20 protein-coding genes are annotated in these 17,650 nt (G+C 67.7%); 9 read left to right on the top strand and 11 right to left on the bottom strand.

What is annotated here, in order from left to right; all coding sequences use genetic code 11:
• Window positions 1-14: 14 nt before the first annotated feature.
• Window positions 15-758 carry an SDR family oxidoreductase gene (locus ACZK4H_RS11935; RefSeq protein WP_099550968.1) on the bottom strand — a complete coding sequence of 248 codons (744 nt, stop codon included), beginning with the start codon at window positions 756-758 and terminating at the stop codon, window positions 15-17.
• A 106-nt stretch (window positions 759-864) separates the two neighbouring features.
• Between ACZK4H_RS11935 and ACZK4H_RS11930 the strand changes: the two genes are divergently transcribed.
• On the top strand, window positions 865-1,797 hold the full coding sequence (locus ACZK4H_RS11930) for a LysR family transcriptional regulator (protein ID WP_099550957.1): 933 nt from the start codon (window positions 865-867) through the stop codon (window positions 1,795-1,797).
• A 97-nt stretch (window positions 1,798-1,894) separates the two neighbouring features.
• On the opposite strand, the gene ACZK4H_RS11925 is transcribed toward ACZK4H_RS11930, so the two are convergent.
• From ACZK4H_RS11925 to dkgB, 8 genes are all read right to left on the bottom strand, one after another.
• Window positions 1,895-3,262, bottom strand: coding sequence for a heavy metal sensor histidine kinase (locus tag ACZK4H_RS11925; protein WP_099550956.1), 1,368 nt, complete (start codon window positions 3,260-3,262; stop codon window positions 1,895-1,897).
• Window positions 3,259-3,957 carry a heavy metal response regulator transcription factor gene (locus tag ACZK4H_RS11920; protein ID WP_099550955.1) on the bottom strand — a complete coding sequence of 233 codons (699 nt, stop codon included), beginning with the start codon at window positions 3,955-3,957 and terminating at the stop codon, window positions 3,259-3,261. The genes ACZK4H_RS11925 and ACZK4H_RS11920 overlap by 4 nt, the downstream gene beginning before the upstream one ends.
• 45 nt (window positions 3,958-4,002) lie before the next feature.
• Window positions 4,003-4,887: a copper homeostasis membrane protein CopD gene (copD, locus tag ACZK4H_RS11915; RefSeq protein WP_099550954.1), complete on the bottom strand. Its 885-nt coding sequence runs from the start codon at window positions 4,885-4,887 to the stop codon at window positions 4,003-4,005.
• Between the two features lie 10 nt (window positions 4,888-4,897).
• A complete protein-coding gene (gene copC / locus ACZK4H_RS11910) occupies window positions 4,898-5,275 on the bottom strand; it encodes a copper homeostasis periplasmic binding protein CopC (protein WP_099550953.1) in 378 nt (125 codons plus the stop codon).
• A gap of 126 nt (window positions 5,276-5,401) precedes the next feature.
• The gene (locus ACZK4H_RS11905) at window positions 5,402-5,725 is read right to left on the bottom strand and encodes a MoaF-related domain-containing protein (RefSeq protein ID WP_049471694.1); all 324 of its coding nucleotides are present in this window, start codon (window positions 5,723-5,725) and stop codon (window positions 5,402-5,404) included.
• Window positions 5,722-6,660 (bottom strand): cyclase family protein, encoded by a 939-nt coding sequence (locus ACZK4H_RS11900; RefSeq protein WP_099550952.1) that lies wholly within the window; start codon window positions 6,658-6,660, stop codon window positions 5,722-5,724. The genes ACZK4H_RS11905 and ACZK4H_RS11900 overlap by 4 nt, the downstream gene beginning before the upstream one ends.
• A gap of 19 nt (window positions 6,661-6,679) precedes the next feature.
• Window positions 6,680-7,654 carry a TIGR03571 family LLM class oxidoreductase gene (locus ACZK4H_RS11895; protein ID WP_099550951.1) on the bottom strand — a complete coding sequence of 325 codons (975 nt, stop codon included), beginning with the start codon at window positions 7,652-7,654 and terminating at the stop codon, window positions 6,680-6,682.
• A gap of 11 nt (window positions 7,655-7,665) precedes the next feature.
• Entirely contained in the window at window positions 7,666-8,469 is an 804-nt protein-coding gene (dkgB, locus tag ACZK4H_RS11890; protein ID WP_099550950.1) for a 2,5-didehydrogluconate reductase DkgB, read from the bottom strand.
• Between the two features lie 118 nt (window positions 8,470-8,587).
• On the opposite strand from dkgB, the gene ACZK4H_RS11885 reads away from it, so the two are divergent.
• The gene (locus tag ACZK4H_RS11885; protein WP_099550949.1) at window positions 8,588-9,490 is read left to right on the top strand and encodes a LysR family transcriptional regulator; all 903 of its coding nucleotides are present in this window, start codon (window positions 8,588-8,590) and stop codon (window positions 9,488-9,490) included.
• Between the two features lie 30 nt (window positions 9,491-9,520).
• Here ACZK4H_RS11885 and ACZK4H_RS11880 read toward each other — a convergent pair whose 3' ends face one another.
• The gene (locus ACZK4H_RS11880; RefSeq protein WP_099550967.1) at window positions 9,521-10,378 is read right to left on the bottom strand and encodes a helix-turn-helix domain-containing protein; all 858 of its coding nucleotides are present in this window, start codon (window positions 10,376-10,378) and stop codon (window positions 9,521-9,523) included.
• 146 nt (window positions 10,379-10,524) lie between these two features.
• Between ACZK4H_RS11880 and ACZK4H_RS11875 the strand changes: the two genes are divergently transcribed.
• Window positions 10,525-12,714 (top strand): TonB-dependent receptor, encoded by a 2,190-nt coding sequence (locus ACZK4H_RS11875; protein WP_239503772.1) that lies wholly within the window; start codon window positions 10,525-10,527, stop codon window positions 12,712-12,714.
• Between the two features lie 31 nt (window positions 12,715-12,745).
• Here the strand turns inward: ACZK4H_RS11875 and ACZK4H_RS11870 are convergent, their stop codons facing one another.
• On the bottom strand, window positions 12,746-13,222 hold the full coding sequence (locus ACZK4H_RS11870; RefSeq protein ID WP_478472974.1) for a MerC domain-containing protein: 477 nt from the start codon (window positions 13,220-13,222) through the stop codon (window positions 12,746-12,748).
• 32 nt (window positions 13,223-13,254) lie between these two features.
• Here ACZK4H_RS11870 and ACZK4H_RS11865 point away from each other — a divergent pair, with 32 nt between their 5' ends.
• From ACZK4H_RS11865 to ACZK4H_RS11840, 6 genes are read left to right on the top strand one after another with little or no spacing between them, the layout of a single operon-like run.
• Window positions 13,255-13,788 carry a ZrgA family zinc uptake protein gene (locus ACZK4H_RS11865; protein ID WP_099550947.1) on the top strand — a complete coding sequence of 178 codons (534 nt, stop codon included), beginning with the start codon at window positions 13,255-13,257 and terminating at the stop codon, window positions 13,786-13,788.
• Window positions 13,785-14,480 carry an ATP-binding cassette domain-containing protein gene (locus tag ACZK4H_RS11860; RefSeq protein ID WP_099550946.1) on the top strand — a complete coding sequence of 232 codons (696 nt, stop codon included), beginning with the start codon at window positions 13,785-13,787 and terminating at the stop codon, window positions 14,478-14,480. Before ACZK4H_RS11865 ends, ACZK4H_RS11860 begins: the two co-directional genes overlap by 4 nt.
• Complete coding sequence (locus ACZK4H_RS11855) at window positions 14,473-15,726, top strand: ABC transporter permease (RefSeq protein WP_099550945.1); 1,254 nt, start codon at window positions 14,473-14,475, stop codon at window positions 15,724-15,726. The genes ACZK4H_RS11860 and ACZK4H_RS11855 overlap by 8 nt, the downstream gene beginning before the upstream one ends.
• A 2-nt stretch (window positions 15,727-15,728) precedes the next feature.
• Window positions 15,729-16,280, top strand: a complete 552-nt coding sequence (locus tag ACZK4H_RS11850) for a DUF3299 domain-containing protein (RefSeq protein WP_099550944.1) — start codon at window positions 15,729-15,731, stop codon at window positions 16,278-16,280.
• Complete coding sequence (locus ACZK4H_RS11845) at window positions 16,270-16,890, top strand: DUF3299 domain-containing protein (RefSeq protein ID WP_099550943.1); 621 nt, start codon at window positions 16,270-16,272, stop codon at window positions 16,888-16,890. The genes ACZK4H_RS11850 and ACZK4H_RS11845 overlap by 11 nt, the downstream gene beginning before the upstream one ends.
• Window positions 16,890-17,636 carry a hypothetical protein gene (locus tag ACZK4H_RS11840; protein WP_099550942.1) on the top strand — a complete coding sequence of 249 codons (747 nt, stop codon included), beginning with the start codon at window positions 16,890-16,892 and terminating at the stop codon, window positions 17,634-17,636. Before ACZK4H_RS11845 ends, ACZK4H_RS11840 begins: the two co-directional genes overlap by 1 nt.
• Window positions 17,637-17,650: the final 14 nt, after the last annotated feature.

The following is a 17,650-nucleotide window of genomic DNA, read 5'->3' as shown; positions in this document are numbered from 1 at the left end:
GCCGTTCGCGCGATCTACACCATCCCGCCATTGGCGCGCAGCACCTGGCCATTGATCCACCCGCCATCGGTGCCTGCCAGGAACGCAACCGCACCGGCGATGTCGTCCGGCGTACCCAGCCGCTCCAGGGGGTTCATCTTCGCCAGCCGCTCGATGAGTTCCGGTGACTTGCCGTCCAGGAAAAGGTCGGTGGCGGTGGGGCCGGGTGCCACCGCGTTCACGGTGATGTTGCGCCCGCGCAGCTCCTTGCTGAGGATCGCGCCCATCGTCTCCACCGCCGCCTTGCTGGCTGCGTAAACGCTGTAGTTCTCAAGCCTGATGCCGACCACGCTGGTGGACAGGGTGATCAGCCGGCCGCCGTCGCGCACCCGTCGCGCGCTTTCGCGCAGCACGTTGAAGGCCCCCTTGAGGTTGATGCCGATCACCCGCTCGAACAATGCGTCGTCGGTGTCGGCCAGCGGCGCCAGCTGCAATACGCCGGCGCTGTTGACCACCACGTCGATGCCGCCGAAACGGGCTTCGATGGCATCGAACAGCTGCCGCACCGCCTGCGGATCGGAGACATCGGCCTGCAGCGCGATGGCCTGCGCACCTGCCGCGTTGAGTTCGGCCGCCAAGGCTTCGGCGTCGTCGCGGCGCCCCGCATAGTTGATGGTGATCGCGTGGCCATCGGCGGCGAGCCGGCGGGAGATGGCGGCGCCGATGCCACGGGAGCCGCCGGTGACCAGGGCGACAGAGCGGGCGGGGGAGAGGGTCATGGTGGCTTCCAGCAGCGCACGCCGGAGTGGCGCAGAGCCATCTTCGCCACATCGATGGTCCGGATAATCCTGCATAATCCGCCAATATCATCCGGATAGCCGAACAATGGATCGCTTCACGGCCATGCGCGCCTTCGTCCGTATCGTCGAGCGCCGCAGCTTCACCCGTGCCTCCGAGGACCTGGGCCTGCCACGGGCCACGGTGACCGACGCGATCAAGGCGCTGGAACACCGGCTGGGCGTGCGCCTGCTGCACCGGACCACGCGGCTGGTGGTGCCCACCCTGGAAGGTGAGGCGTTCTATGGGCGTTGCCTGCGCCTGATCGCCGACATGGACGATGCCGAGGCCGCGTTCCGTGACGGGCCGCCACGCGGTCCGTTGCGCATTGAAGTGCATGGCACGCTGGGCCGGCACCTGCTGTTTCCGCACCTGCCGGACTTCCTGCAGCGCTACCCGGAGATCGAGCTGGACGTCAGCGAAGGCGACCGCTATGTCGACCTGCTGCGCGAAGGCGTGGATGCGGCGTTGCGGGTGGGGACGCTGGCCGACAGCGATCTGGCGGCGCGCCGGTTGGCGATGCTGCGCGAGGTGACGGTGGCCTCGCCGGGTTATGTGCAGGCGCACTGCCTGCCCGATACCATCGAATCGCTGGAGGAAGGCCACCAGATGGTCGGCTATCGCTCCAGCGCGACCGGCCAGCTGATTCCCCTGGAGTTCCAACAGGCGGGACAGGTGCGCTACGTGCCGCTGCCGGCGCGGGTGCGTGTTTCAGGCGCGGATGCGTTCCTTGGCGCCGCGCTGGCGGGCCTGGGCATCATCCAGGCACCGCGCTACCGGATGGACCCGTATATCGCGCGCGGGCAGCTGGTCGAGCTGTTGCCGGAGGCACCGCCGACGCCGAGCCCGTTGAGCCTGGTCTACCCCCGCAACCGCACGCCGTCGCCGCGGTTGCGGGTGTTCATCGACTGGGTGGCTGGGGTGTTCGACCAGACCGGGGTTGCCGGCCAGCGGCCGGCACTACCGAAGCGGCGTTCCTGAAACGCCGCGACGGGATGGCTGTGTTGGGGTAGTGCCGGCCGCTGGCCGGCAACTGCAATGCCCTTGATGCACCAGGGGTACCGGCCAGCGGCCGGCACTACCGGGCGGCTGCGCCCGGCAGCACCAGCTCGAACACGGTGCCGGTGTCATCCGACACAACACTCACGCTGCCGCCATGCGCCTGTGCAATCGCGCGGGCAATCGCCAGGCCCAGCCCGGCACCTTCGTGGCGGCCACGTTCGCCGCGGTAGAAGCGATCGAACAGGCGCGGCAGCGCTTCGGCGGCAATCGGCGTGCCAAGGTTGTGCACGCTGACCCTGCACACGCCATCGGCCTCGGCCAGCCGCACCCGCACCTCGCTACCGGCAGTGGCGTGCTTCAACGCGTTGGACAGCAGGTTGGCGATCGCACGGTGCAGCATCAAGCGGTTGCCCTCGACGCGTGCGGTGCCTTCGCGGCGCAGGGTCAACTGCCGGTCCTCGGCCAGCAGGTCGTAGAACTCGAGCAGCGAATCCACCACTCCCTCCAGCGCCACCGGCTCGCGCGATGGCAGCGCGCCCGGCGACTCGGCCTGCGCCAGGTACAGCAGGTCGCCCACGGTCTGCGCCAGCTGCTGCAGTTCCTCGGCACACGACGCCAGCGTCTCGCGGTAGGCCTCGTTGCTGCGCGGGTGCGCCAGCACCACCTGCACCTGGGTCAGCATGTTGGTGATCGGGGTGCGCAGCTCGTGGGCAAGGTCACCGGAGAACTCGGTCAGTCGCGCGAAATCCTGCTGCAGGCGCGCCAACATGCCGTTGAGCGTCTGCGCCAGCTGCTCCAGTTCGGCCGGTGCAGCACGCGCGCTCAGACGTCGCTGCAACCGACCGGCGGTGATCTGCCGGGCCTCATCGGCCAGCGTGCGCAGCGGCCGCAGCGTGCGCCGCACCACATAGCCGCCGAGCAGGCTGCTGGCCACGGCGGCGCCGATGATGGCGATCGCCAGCAGGTGGCGGAAGCGCTGCAGGAAATCGGCATGGCGGTCGTCATCGATGGCCAGCAGGATGACCAGGTGGCTGCCGTCGGCCAGGGCCTGGCGCAGGTGCAGGGCATGCATGCAGCGACCATCGGCGAGGATCCAGTCGTGCCGCCGTGGCGCGTCGTCGATGGGCTGGCTGCGTGCATGCTCGCGCAGCAGTGCCGGTGCGGTCGAGAACAGCACCGCGCCACGCCCGTCAACAATGTGGAAGGCGATATCCGGATGATGGCCCAGCGCCTCTGCCAACCGCTGCCCGCGTGCGGACGCAGGTCCGTTATCGGCCAGGTCACGGATCAACGCGACCTTGTTCTCCAGTTCGACGAAGTCCTGGGCGACCAGGTCGTGGCGGGCACTGACATAGATCGCTACGCCCAACGCGGCCAGCACCAGCGTGGCCACGATGGCGAACAGCAGCGTCAGCCGTACCGCGATGGAACGACGCAGGCTCATCCGCTGTGCGCTGCACCGTCGTCCGGCGCCTCCAGTACATAGCCCATGCCGCGCACGGTGACGATCAGCTTGGCATCGAAGTCATCGTCGATCTTGGCGCGCAGGCGGCGGATCGCCACGTCGATCACATTGGTGTCGCTGTCGAAGTTCATGTCCCACACCTGCGAGGCGATCAACGAGCGCGGCAGCACTTCGCCGCGACGGCGCGCCAGCAGTTCCAGCAGGGTGTATTCCTTCTGGCTGAGGGGGATGCGCTGGCCGCCGCGTTCGACCCGGCGGCGCAGAGTGTCCACCACCAGGTCGGCGATGACGATGCGCTCGGTCTGTGGCAGCGCCTGGCCGCGACGCAGCAGGGTGCGCACGCGCGCCAGCAGCTCGGCGAAGGCGAACGGCTTGGCCAGGTAGTCGTCGGCACCCAGCTCAAGGCCCTGCACGCGGTCGGCGATGCTGCTGCGCGCGGTCAGGAACAGCACCGGCACCTGCCAGCCGGCCTCGCGCAGCCGCGACAGCACGTTCCAGCCATCCAGGCCGGGCAGCATCACGTCGAGGATGACCAGCTGGTACTCGCCGCTGCCGGCCAGGTGCAGCCCGTCGACACCGTTGCAGGCGAGATCGACCACGTAGCCGGCCTCGATCAGGCCCTGGCGCAGGTAGTTGCCGGTCTTGGGTTCGTCTTCGACGATCAGCAGTTTCATGATGCACCCATCATCGCAGCTTGCGCGTGGGCCGGCTGCGCAGGCTCATGTCAGCGGATCCAGCGTACCGAGCACGGCCACGCAGGCCAGCACCAGCACGGCCAGTACCGATTCGAAGGCCAGGCTGTGGCGCAGTGAGCGCAGTGGCCGTGGTTGCCAGCCGCCGCGGATGGAGCTGGCCAGCGCCGGTACCAGCCGCCAGCGATGCAGGGCGGCCAGCCCCAGCATGCCACCGACCAGGGCGAGTTTGAGCAGCAGCCAGCGTCCGTGCGCGGTGCCGATGAGGGTCTGCACGGAACCGCCAAGATCGACATAGGTGTAGGTCCCGGTCATCGCCAGGGTGGCGACGATGATCGTGCCGGGCAGGGCGAAGCTGTGGGCGGCCTGCCACAGCTCGTGGGTGCGCTCGCGCAGGCGCAGGCCCTGCGGTCGCGCCGCCAACTGCAGGATGGCGGCGATCGCGCCGACCCAGGCGCCGGCGGCCAGCAGGTGCACGATGCCGGCCACCAGCCGCAAGGTGCCACCGAAGCCATCCCCGGCGGCGGCATGGCCGTTCCAGGACAGGCTGGCCAGGGCGATGGCGGACAACGCGAGCAGCGCCAGGCGGCGCAGGCCCCGCAGCGGCGTAACGGATGCCAGCAGGGGCAGCATTGCCAGCACCGCCACGGTGCGCAGCAGGCCGGCCTCACCCACCGGCGTGCCGGTGAGGAACCAGTGCGCCGTTGCTGGGTCGATGTCGGCTGCCGGGACGCCAAGCACGCCCGACAACCGGTTCACGGCATCGATGACGACCAGGATCAGCGCAACCACGGCGAGCGTCAGCGAGATGCTGCGCGGCAGTCCGGGGCGGACGAACAGCAGCCGCCCGAACAGCAGCATCAGCACCAGGTACAGCGCCAGCCGCAGCGCATACGGCGAGAGCTCGGCCATGACGGCGGCCTTACTTCACGGTGAAGCGGTAGTTGCCGGTCATCGGATGACTGTCCTGGCCGACCGCGCGCCATTGCAGTGCGTAACTGCCGGCGGGCAGCGGCTTGGCGAAGCGCGCACGCAGCGTGTGACCATCTTCGGAGAGGTCCTGCGCGGCGGTGGGCACGGCCATCTTCATGCGGCCATGGTCCATGCTCAGTTCGATACGGGTGGCGCGCGGCATCACCTTCTCACTGAACTGCAGCGTGATCTCGGTCGCCGGAGCTATGGTGGCGTCGGCGGCCGGCGTCGAACGCACCAGGCTGGGATGGGCCAGGGCCAGCGGCGCAACCGCGAGGCCGGACAGGAGAAGAGCAAGGGAAGCGGAGCGGAGCAGGGAACGGGTCATGCGCGGGACACCTTTGGAAGAAGTGGCCCCCAGAGTGGAGGGCGGCGCCTTTCGCCGCCCTGACCCGAACATTACCGATCTGTAATGTTCCGTCCACTCACCGGTGGTGCCGGCCGCTGGCCGGCATCACAGTGCTGCCAACGGCCCCTGCATGCGATGGAAACTGCCATCGGTGGCGGTGAACCAGGCCAGCGAACGCCCGCCGACGAAGTCATCGACATGCACGACCGTTGCGCCATCGGCTTCCTGCCACGAAATGGCATAGACCCCTTCGCTGATCTGCTGCCACTCGCAGGCGGCTTCGCCCTGCGCACCGGCATAGGCGCCGGAGACGATGGCGTACTGCACATGGCGGCCATCGGCGCTGTAGACGTTGTCGGCGGCCAGGCCGTCATAGCTGACGCGGAAGCGGCGGCCGGCGAACAACGGCAAGGCGGGGGCAGTATTCATCGGATCGCCACCGGGTTGATGTTGACCTGGGTCGAGCCGACGTACAGCGGCTGGCCGAGCACGAACAGGAATTCCCAGGCCTTGTCGCGCACCAGGGCACGGCTGTCGATCAGCTCCAGGTTGTAGATGCCGCGCTTGGCCAGCATGTACTGGTTGATCGGGAACTCCTCGGCACCGTTCGGGTTCGGGTAGACCTCCGAGGCCCAGGTGTCGCCACCGAAGGCGACAATGCCCTGGTCGGCCAGCCACTTCGCGGCCTCCATGCCGATACCCGGCTCCACTTCCAGGAACTGCGTGTTGTCCTTGCCGATCAGTTCCAGCCAACCGGTGTTGAACAGCACCACGTCGCCCTTGCGCAGGCTCAGGCCCTGCTTCTTCAGCACGGCCTGGATGTCGGCCACGGTGAACTCGGTGCCGCCGGGCACGATCGCCTTGCCGTAGTACGCGGTCATGTCCAGCACGACGCCGCGGGTGACCATCGGCGGCACCTTCTCGACGCCGAGCTTGCGTACGCCGTCCACGGTGACGAAGTCGGCGGCCTTGTTGCCGTTGTAGTAGACATTGTCGATGCCGATATGGCCGATGCCGTTGAGCTGGGTGCCAACGCCGGTCCAGGCGTTCACCAGTTCATCGTTGAAGGTGAACGTGTTGGGGCCCAGCGACTTGCCGGCCTGCTGGCCGACCTGCACGTTGTACAGGCGGAAGCTGCGGTGGCGGAACGCAGGCAGGTTCTTGTCCACCGGCACCGCCAGCGGATAGGTCTTGCCGGTCCTGACCAGCGATACCGCGTGCTTGACCACGTCCGCGGTGAGCAGGTTGGCCGCGCCGATCTCGTCGTTGGCACCGTAGGCAGAGGGATACCAGTCCTCGGCGGTGGCCTGGAAGGACAGCGGCAGGGTGGCCAGCGCAAGCGCGGCCAGGGTCTTCATCTTCATGGCAAAGCTCCGGTAGCTGTCAGGCCGTCGTGGGGGCGGCATGCGGGGCATGCGGCGCAGCGGCGCCGGCATGGGCCGGGAAGTGCGGCAGCACGTACTCGGCGATTTCGTGGAAGGTTTCGGCCAGCGGCCGTTCGTTGCGGCGGAACTGCAGGCCGATGTGGTCGACACCGGCCGCCTGCATGGCGCGTAGTTCGGTCAGCAGGGCGTTGCGGCCGCCGCGCAGGCCGAAGCGCCAGCGCTGCAGGGGGGCATCGGCATCGGCCACCAGGTCCAGGTGGATGAAGCTGGCATAGGGCTTGTTGCCGGCCACGGCGCGCCAGGCCGCTACGCGTCGTACATGGTCCTGCGGCGTGCCCGGGTAGGCCAGGCAGCCATCCATGTGCTGGCCGATCCATGCCGGTTGCTGCTGGGCCAGGCCGGCCACGAACAGCGGCAAGGCCGGGCCATCCGCGGGCAGCACATCCAACCCCTGCGGCAGGTGCGCGGTGGCGCCTTCGCGCAGCAATGCGATCTGCTCGCGGAAACGGCTGCCACGGCTGTCGAAGTCGCGGCCGAACAGCGGGTATTCCACCGGGCGGTCGCCACTGGCTACGCCCAGCAGCAGGCGGTCGCCGCTGAGGTGCTGCACGCTGCGCGCCGACTTCAGGGTCAGTAACGGCTCACGGATCGGCAGCACCACCGCACCGGTGCCCAGCAGGATGTGCTCGGTGATGCCGGCCAGGTAGCCGAGGTAACTGAATACCTCGAACACCTGCGCTGCATCGCCGAAGGCCGGGTCGTACACCGGCACGTCGCGTACCCACAGCGCACGGAAGCCGAGGCGGTCGGCCAACCGTGCCAGTTCTGCATGGCGCTGCAGGTCCGGTTCGCCGGGCAGGCGTCGCGCGGCGCGTCGTGCCTGTTCGCCCAGCGGCGTCCAGTCATTGTCCAGCGGTGCTTCGATGCCGATGCTGAAACCACCGGCCTGCAGCCGCGCCAACGCACTGCCCATGGCGAGGCTCCTCAGTCCCAGGCCGGGGCCAGGCCCGGCGGATCGACTTCGCGGCCGTTGCGGTCAAGCGCAGCGATCGCGGCCATGTCATCGGCATCCAGGTGCAGGTCCTGGGCGAGCAGGTTGCTGGCCAGGTTCTCGCGCTTGGTCGAGGACGGGATGACCGAGTAACCCAGTTGCAGTGCCCACGCCAGCGCGACCTGGGCCACGGTGGCCTGGTGCTTGTCGGCGATGGCGGCCAGCACCGGATCCTTCAGCACCTTGCCGTAGGCCAGGGTCATGTAGGAGGTGACGGTGATGCCCTGGTCCTGCAGGAAGGCGGTCAGTGCCGGATTCTGCAGGTAGGGGCTCAGTTCGATCTGGTTGGTGGCGATCTCGCCGGCGCCGACCACCTCGATGGCCTGCCGGGTCAGCTCGATGTTGAAGTTGGACACACCGATCTGGCGGGTCAGGCCCAGCGTCTTGGCTTCGGCCAGCGCGGTCATGTACTCGCGCAGTTCAATGCCATTGCCCGGCGCCGGCCAGTGGATCAGCAGCAGGTCGACGTAGTCGGTGCGCAGTTTGGCCAAGCTGTCGCGCAGGCTCGGGATCAGCTTGTCGGCGGCATGGTTGTCCACCCAGATCTTGGTGGTCAGGAACAGCTGGTCGCGCGGGACGCCGGATTCGGCGATGGCCTGGCCGACTTCGGCTTCGTTGCCATAGATCTGCGCGGTATCGACTGCACGGTAGCCAACCTCGAGGGCGTTGCGCACCGAGTCGATGACGGTCTGGCCGGTCAGGCGGAAGGTGCCGACGCCAAAGGAAGGAACGCTCATGATGGACTCCAGGGACTTCGTTGAGAGCCGGTGGGCTCGGGACAGGGCGAAGTGTGGGCGCTTTACATTTGTTGATTAAGCCGTGTATTCGGGAAACGCTTTTGCGCCGAGGTAAAAAATGAAAACCACCCTGGATGAGCTGAAGGCCTTCGTGGCCGTGGTCGACAGTGGTTCGATCACGGCGGCGGCCGAGGCGCTGGAACTGACCATCTCGGCCACCAGCCGCACCTTGGCGCGGCTGGAGGACAAGCTGCAGACCACGCTGCTGCGGCGGACCACGCGGCGGCTGGAGCTGACCGAGGAAGGCGCGGCGTTCTTGGAGTACGCGCGCACGATCCTGGCCACGGTGGACGAGGCCGAAGAACAGATGGCCGCGCGGCGGCTGCAGCCGGTCGGGCGCCTGCGCGTGGATGCGGCCACGCCATTCATGCTGCACGTGATCGTGCCGCTGCTTGAGGGGTTCCGTGAGCGCTACCCGCAGGTGGAGCTGGAGCTGAATTCCAATGAAGGCATCACCGACCTGATCGAGAAGCGCACCGACGTAGCATTCCGCATCGGCGTGCTGCGCGATTCGACCCTGCATGCGCGGCCGATCGGCCACAGCCGTATCCGCGTGGTAGCCAGCCCCGAGTATCTGCGCCGGCATGGCACGCCGACTCGGGTGGAGCAGCTGCGCGAGCATGACCTGCTGGGCTTCACCCAGCCCAGTTCGTTGAACGAATGGCCGCTGCACGATACCGATGGCGGGCCTTTCGTGATCGAGCCGGCCATCGCTTCATCCAGTGGCGAGACACTGCGGCAGATGGCGGTGGCCGGGCTGGGCATCGCCTGCCTGTCTGATTTCCTGACCCGCCAGGACCGGCGTGACGGCCATCTGGTGCAGCTGTTCGCCAGGCAGACGCAGGAGGTGCGGCAGCCGATCAACGCGGTGTACTACCGCAACACCGCGCTGGCCGCGCGTATCACCTGTTTCGTGGACCACGTGACGCAGACACTGGGGCAGCGACCGTTCGACGAGTGAGGGGCACGGCTCGCCGGGCAGGACCCGGCGCTACCACGGGCTGCGGTGCTGCGTGGCCCACGCAGACGGTGAGCAGCCGACTACACGCCGGAAGGCCGCGCTGAACTTGCTGGGGTTGGCGTAGCCACAGGCCAATGCAACCTCGGTGACGTTGCGCCCCTGCACAAGCTGCGCGCGCGCCCACTGCATGCGGCGCTGGGTGAGGAAGGCATAGGGCGGCAGCCCGGTGGCCGCACGCAGCGCACGGCTGAACGTCGATGGGTCCATCTGCAGTGCCGCCGCCAGCTGTGCAACCGCCAGCGGTTGGCCGTACTGCGTGTCGATGTACTCCTGCAGGCGCTGTAGTTGCCGCACCGACAGCGCGGGGCCCCTTGGCGGCGTCGCTCGCGCATGTCCGGCGAGCTGTTGCAGGCGGTGCAGCAGCACCTGCGCGCCGTGCTCGAGGAATCCGGGAAGGCAGGCATCGGCCTGCGCGCTGCACCACAACGCCTGCAGCACCGAGGTGACCACCGGGTCGCGCTGCAGGCGCGCCGCCAGCGGTTGCAGGTCATGCAGCTGGTGCGTTTCCAGCGGATGGCGGCCGGTATCGATGGCAAGGCCGAGCACTTCCACTGCAGGGCTGGCATAGGTGCCGATGTCACCAGGCAGGACCACGTTGAATTGACCAGGTTGCCAGAGGCCCTGCAGCAGGCCGCTCTGGCTGCGCTGCTGCAGGCGCCCGCCGCCACCGATGGCCATGCCCAGGCGCAGCTGGTGTGGATGGCCAAGGCCGCCTTCGCTCGGTTCGAAGCGGTGGCGCAGCAGCACGACCGCACCGTCGTCACTGGTCACCATCGCGGGCGGTTGTGGGCCGGTTTCCTGCAGCAGCTGGTCGGCGAGGGCTCGCATCAGGAAAGCACGTGTCATGGATCCGGAAACGGAGCAGGGCTGCCAGGAACGGAGTGGCGGCGCTGTGCGAATGTTACAGGATAACACTCTTGTCCTGCGCTGCCGCCGCCCGCGCGTCCGCCACACCATCCGTCGAGGTTCCCGCTTTGAAGTCGTCTACGCCTGCTGCCGCGTTCATCGCGGCATCCCTGCTCATTCCCGCCATCCCAGCTCTGGCCCAACAGACCGACCCGGCCACGCTCGACGGCGTCCGGGTCACCGGCTCCAAGCGCGACACTCCGTACCTGAAGAGCGACCTGTCGGTGACGGTACTGGACCGGCAGGCGCTGAAGGAGGCGGGTGTCACCGAGTTCCGTGACCTCGACAAGCTCGCGCCCAACGTGAAATTCAATGCGATGGGGCAGCTCAGCAACATGTTCATCTCGATCCGCGGCATCGAGTCCAATCCGTTCCTGGTCAATCGTGCCTCGGTCTACATCGATGGCATCCCGTTCCGGGAGTTGAGCAACGCAGTGCTCAACCAGGTCGAGTCGGTGGAAGTGCTGCGCGGGCCGCAGGGCACGCTGTACGGTGCCAACAGCGAGTCGGGGCTGGTGCTGGTGCGCACACGCGGCCCGGCCGATGCGCGAGAGGGCGAGGTCAATGTGCGCAGCACCTGGTTCGGCAACGGCAATGGCACCGCTCTCGATGGCTTCCTGGCAGGGCCGTTGAACAAGACGGGCAGCCTGTCCGGCTCGGTGGCGTTCATGGGCTCGGATGAGGATGCCTACCAGAAGAACCTCACGCCGTCCGGTGCGCGCGGCAGGGTGGGCGAAGGCTATCTGCAGGGCAAACTGCGCTGGCGGCCAAGCGACTATGTCTCGGTGAACGCACTGGCCTACCACCTGCGTACCCGCGCGCCCGGCATGTTCGAGTACGAGTACCTGCCGCTGGATACCGGGCTGTACAACCGCACCTACGGAACGTCGCTCAACGGTGGTCGTCGTGCCGGTGACTTCACCTACATCAACGACGCACCCAAGCGCACCGAGAAGGACGAGTCGGTGGCGGGTCTGAGCGCGCAATGGCAGCTGCAGGCCGGCACGCTGGACGTGGCCGCCTCTTGGCGCAGCGAGGAAGTGACCTCCGCCGGCTATGACTTCGACATGACCCAAAGCCCGGCACTGGCAGGCCGCATCTACGACCGGAAGCGCGAGTGGACGGCCGAGGCGCGCTTCAGTTCGCCCAGCGACCAGGCGCTGACCTGGATGGCGGGTGTGTCCACCTACCGCAACAGCAAGGATTCGATTCTTGGCACATTCGTCGGCCCCGCGCTGCATGGGCTGGACAGCTACAACCTGGCGCCGCGGCAGACCTCGAAGGGCGAGGACTACAGTGTGTTTGCTACCGCCAGTTTTACCTTCCCGGCGTTGCCGAAGCTGACTGCCAGTGCGGGCCTGCGCCATGAGCAGGCGCGGCGCTCCACTGAACAGCGTGCCGGTACGCTGGACCTGGGTGCCGGTGGCCGCGTTCTGTACCGCGACGCGGCGTTGGCGCACACCTTCTCGGCCACGCTGCCGCGGGTGTCGCTGCGCTACGACGCCACCGACGACCTGTCGTTCTATGCCGCCTCGGCGAAGGGCTACATTCCAGGTGGCTTCAACCTGGCCGCAGCGCAGAGCGATGTGGTCAATGACAAGGTGCTGCGCTACGAATCCGAACGCATGTGGAGCCATGAGCTGGGGTTCAAGATGAACCTGGCCGGCGGTCGTGGCCACATCGGCGGTGCGCTGTTCCACATTACCTCGGACAACTGGCAGGAGATCCAGGTGGCCACCGATGCCAACGGCCGCCCGATTTCGTCGGACTACGTGGGATCGGACGCCTCGATCCGATCACGGGGTGCAGAACTGGAGGGTGTGTTCGAAGTAGTGCCTGGCTTCACGCTGATGGCGAATGTGGGCTACGTCGATGCGAAATACACCAAGCTGTGGGTCAGCGTGGACCAGAATCTCGACGGCAAGCGGGTCAAGTTGACGCCGCATTACACCGGCTACCTGGCCGCACGCTACCAGTTCGAGTCTGGCCTTTACGCGCGGCTGGAGTCGCAGTTCACCGGTTCCAGCGCGCTGGACGAGCGCAACCGCGCCTTCCAGCCGGCCGTCGCCGTGCTGGGTGCGCAGCTGGGCTACGAGACCGGACCATGGAGCGCACGGATTTTCGTGCAGAACCTGACCAACAAGCGTCGCATCAATGGCCTGATCTTCGACAATCTTGCCTTCGGTCGCGACGGCAACTACTACGGCCCGGTCGACAGCCCGCGGATCTTCGGCGCGGAAGTAGGCTACCGCTTCTGACCATAGGTAGTGCCGGCCGCTGGCCGGCATCTTAGGGGCGCCGGCGCAGCGCGCGCCGGTTGCCGATGTGCGCGCATGCCAGCAGCACGCCACCACTGGCTGTCGCCACGCCATGCCAGAGCAGCGATTCCTTCAGCGGCAGATACAGCGAGGCCGACAGCAGCAGGATGGCGCCGGCGCAGGCCAGCTGCACAGGCCGCCAGCGCCCATGCCGGTGCACCCCGGCCGAGGTACTCGCCAGGGCCAGCGACGAGGCCAGCAGCGCGAACAGCCACTCCCAGCGCGACATCATCAGCAGCACCGTCATCGCGCCATGGCCGGGGTGCTGGAACGAGCGCAGCGCCATCATCGCTGCCGGCACGAAGGCCAGCAGCAGGGGCAGGGCGATGCAATGGACGGCGCAGGCGAGGGACAGCCAGGCACCGGCAAGATCGAAGCGGGGGTGCCAGCGTGCCGAAGTTGGCGAGTGGGCCAGGGCCCTTGCGGTCGTCGTGGGGATGTGGTCCATAATGTTACATAGTAACAATTGGAGCCTCCCCCATGAAGCTTTCTGCTGCTCTTTTCCTGCTGCTGGCTGCCAGCGCCGCGCAGGCCCATGACATCCGCCAGCACGCACCGCACGTGCACGGCCAAGCGACCGTCGATGTTGCGCTTGACCAGCAAACGCTGGAATTCGCCCTTCAGGCCCCCGGCATCGGCATCCTCGATTACGAGCGACCGCCGGCCAATGCAGCCGAGCAGGCCGCGCTGGCACGGGCTACCACAGTGCTGAAGGGCGGCAGCTGGGTCACCTTGCCCACCGCTGCAGACTGCCGTCTGGCCATCAGTAAAGCCGATGCAGAGGGCTTCGACGCCACAGCCGCCGCGCCGCCGCCGGGACAGCACCGGCACGCAGGTTTCAGCGCAACGCTGCTGTACCACTGTGCCAAACCGGTCGAGCTGCGCGCCATCGTCGTGCGCCTGCCCGTACTGTTCCCGGGCCTGCACGAAGTCATCGTCAACAGCGCAACCGCCAATGGCCAGAACCGCAGCGTGCTCACGCCCGACAACCTGCGCGTGGTGCTGGCCCCGTGAGCACGGCACCGGTGATCGCCCTGGAAGACGTGCAGTTCGGCTACGGCATGCGCCCGGTGCTGGACATCCCGCGGTTGTGGATCGAGCAGGGCAGCAGCGTGCTGCTGCGCGGAATCAGTGGTGGCGGCAAAAGTACCCTGCTGGGCCTGCTGGCGGGCGTGCTGCTGCCCGGCAAGGGCCGTGTCGAGGTGGCCGGCCAGGCGCTGCAGGACATGGGAGGCGCGGCGCGGGATCGTTTCCGCGCCGACCATTTGGGCGTGATTTTCCAGCAGTTCAATCTGCTGCCGTTCCTCAGCGTGCGCGACAACATTGCGCTGGGCCTGCGCTTCTCGCGCCTGCGCAGCGCGCGCATCAGTGGGCCGTTGGATGCCGAGATTGCCCGCCTGCTGCAGGCCCTGCAGCTCAATCCTGAACTGATGCAGCGGCGTGCAGGTACGCTCAGTGTCGGCCAGCAACAACGCGTGGCGGCGGCACGCGCCCTGATCGGTCGGCCGGCATTGCTGCTGGCCGATGAGCCCACCTCGGCGCTCGACCGCGAAGCGGCAACCGCCTTCCTGAAGCTGATGTCCGCGCAGTGCGAGGCGGCCGGCACCACGGTGCTGGTGGTCAGCCATGACGACAGCCTGCAGCCCTTGTTCGACCGCACCATTTCACTGTCCGAGATCAACCAGGCAGGTGCCGGCCATGCTTGAGCTTGCCTGGGCCAGCCTGCGCAGCCGTGCGTTGAGTGTCGGCCTGACCGTGCTGGTCATCACTCTCAGCGTGGTGCTGCTGCTGGGCGTCGAGCGTGTACGCACGCAGGCCCACGAGGGGTTCGCCAGCACCGTATCGGGCACCGACCTGATCGTCGGCGCGCGCTCGGGGCCGGTGAACCTGCTGCTGTACTCGGTGTTCCATATCGGCGACCCGACCAACAACGTGTCCTGGCAGTCCTACCAGGAGCTGTCCGCATTGCCGCAGGTGAAGTGGTCGGTGCCACTGTCGCTGGGCGATTCCTGGCGCGGCTACCGGGTAGTGGGTACCACGGGCGGCTATTTTGAACACTATCGCTATGGTTCCGGCCACGAGCTGGCCTTTGCACAGGGGCGGCCCTTTGATGATCTGTACGACGCGGTAATCGGCGCGGAGGTGGCACGCGCGCAGAAGGTCGGCCTCGGCGACGAGATCGTGCTGGCGCACGGCACCGGCGCGGTCACCCTGGCCACGCATGCCGACAAGCCGTTCCGTGTTGCCGGCATCCTGCAGCGCACCGGCACGCCGGTGGATTCGTCGCTGCTGGTATCGCTGCCAGCCATCGAGGCGATCCATGTCGACTGGCGATCCGGCGTGCAGCTGCGCAGCCAGAGCGTCAGCGCCGAGCAGGCGCGCCACCTGGACCTGACCCCGACCAGCATCACCGCCTTCATGCTCGGCCTGAACTCGCGCATCGCCACGTTCTCGGTACAGCGCAGGATCAACGAGTATCCGGACGAGGCGATGCTGGCGATCCTGCCCGGCGTGACCCTGCAGCAACTGTGGCAGTCGCTGGGTACCGCCGAGCACGCCCTGCAGCTGATCAGCGCGATGGTGGTGCTGCTGGGCATGGTGTCGCTGGTGGCGTTGCTGGTCTCGACCCTGCAGGAGCGGCGGCGCGAGATGGCCATCCTGCGTGCCACCGGCGCGCGACCGGGTTACATCGCTGGCCTGCTGGTGGTGGAGGCGGTGGCGACCAGTGCCGTGGCCTGCGTGTTGGCCCTGTCGCTGCTGGTGGTCGCCAGCATTGCCGGGCGCGGCTGGGTGCTGGCCACCTTCGGGCTGTCGATCACCCATGTCTGGCCGGATGGCCGCGAGCTGGCGTGGGTGGCAGGCGTGCTGCTGATCGGCGCCGTGGCCGGGCTGGTGCCGGCATTGCTGGCCTACCGGCGAACGCTGGCCGATGGCCTGTCGCCGGGAGGCTGAGCATGCGCTGGATGCTGTCGCTGCCGATGGTGCTTGCCCTGGTTGCCTGCGAGCGGCCGGTGGACACCGGCGTGCAGGCCTTGCCGCCCGCGCCGGTGGTCGACCGTGATGACCCTGCAATTGCTGCGGAGCAGGAGCTGGATTGGCTGCAGATGATGCCGAGGGACGAGCTGGCCGCGCTGGAGCGGGGCGAGGGCCCGGAAGTCGAGCACAACGGCAACCGGCGCATGCCGCAGTTCGGCACCTTCCGCACGGTGGACACGGTGCTGCAGCGGCCGGTGCGCCTGCCGGGTTACGTGGTTCCGCTGGCCAACGCGCAGGACGGGCGGTTGACCGAGTTCCTGTTCGTGCCGTACTACGGCGCCTGCATCCACGTGCCACCACCACCGCCGAACCAGATCGTGCACGTGGTGCTGCCGCGCCCGATCGACATGCCCGACATGTATTCGCCGTTCTTCCTGGCCGGCACCCTGCGGGCCGAACGCTTGGACGACGATCTGGCCGGTTCGGCCTACACCATGCGTGACGCACAGCTGAGGCCCTATGAACCGTAGTCACCTGTTACTGGCGTTGGGATGCCTGTGGTTGGCGGGCTGTACGGCGCCGGGCGGCGATGCGGTGGTGGTAACGCCGCAGGACAAACCGGCGTCCTCTGCCACGGCCGAAGCCGCCATTGATCGCTGGGACGCCTTGCGGCCGGACGAAGTGACCTACCAGCGTCCACCTCCGCAGATCGGGTTGTCACGCAATGGCATGGACGGCGTGGGTGGCCTGATCGATGACACCGGCTCGGGCACGCCACCGGGGTTGGAGATCGACCATTCCAGCCCGGACCGCGCCAAGCAGTTCGGCTCTTCGCGCGTGGTCGATGCTGTCGATGGTCGCGCGGTGGATCTGGATGGCTACGTGGTGCCGCTCGGTACCAACGATGCAGGATTGGTGGATGAACTGCTGTTCGTGCCGTTCTACGGCGCCTGCATCCATGTGCCACCACCGCCGCCAAACCAGATCATCCACGTGACCCTGGCCACGCCGATCGCGCTGGGCGATCTGTGGGATCCGTACCGGCTTGCCGGCCGTCTGCAGGTGAAACGCTTCGATGCAGATATCGCCAGCGCGTCCTACGATGCCGCGGCAGCCACGCTGACGGCGATCCGCAACTGATGCGCAGGCGATGGATCATGGCTGCCGGCGTGCTGCTGGGCGCGGTGGTACTGCTGGTGTGGTGGCAGCGGCAGCGCGCACCCATCGCGCCGCCGGCGGTCGCGTTTCCGGCACCGGCGTCCGATGCCAGCCAGCGTATCGAACAGCGCCTGGGTGACGACCACGCGTTCCGCAACGATGTGCTGTTCCTGCTCGCAGCAACATTGCGCGACCGTTGCCAGCCGGCGCAGGCGGGACTGCTGGCGCGCATGGCCAATCGTGCGTCGCTGCCGGTGCTGGCGGCGGTCAGCGCGGTGACCCAGCAGGATCCTTCGCTGGACCGGCCGATCTATCAGTACATCCAGCACCGCGCCGATGCGACGTCGTGCGGGCAGCCGCTGCAGATGCCGTTGGCCGGTGGAGGCAGCATGGCGGTGGACATCGAGCAGTACGCGCGCACCTTCCCCGACAGCTATTTCGACCCGCGACGCAGCAGTGAACCGCGGGATTTCGGCGGACTGTCGTTGCAGCAGCGCGCCGGCAACGCGTGCAACAGCGTGGTGTATTCGGTGCTGCCGCTGGGCGGCACCGATTGGCGGTGCAGCAGCCTGCGCGCGAATGCCCGTGCGCGGGTGCGCGGGCTGTGCGAGGACGAACTGCGGCGCCAGCATGGGGCAACGGGCGGGGAGCTGGACATGGCCGTGGGGCAGGGCATGCAGGCGGCGGTGGTGTCGGCGATTGCCGCGCTGCCGGAAGACTGCCGGTAGGCGTTCAACAGTAG

The organism is Stenotrophomonas sp. 78350_Sma (assembly GCF_056482105.1).
The sequence above is the reverse complement of the archived record's forward strand: the minus strand, read 5'-3'. Positions and strand labels throughout refer to the sequence as shown.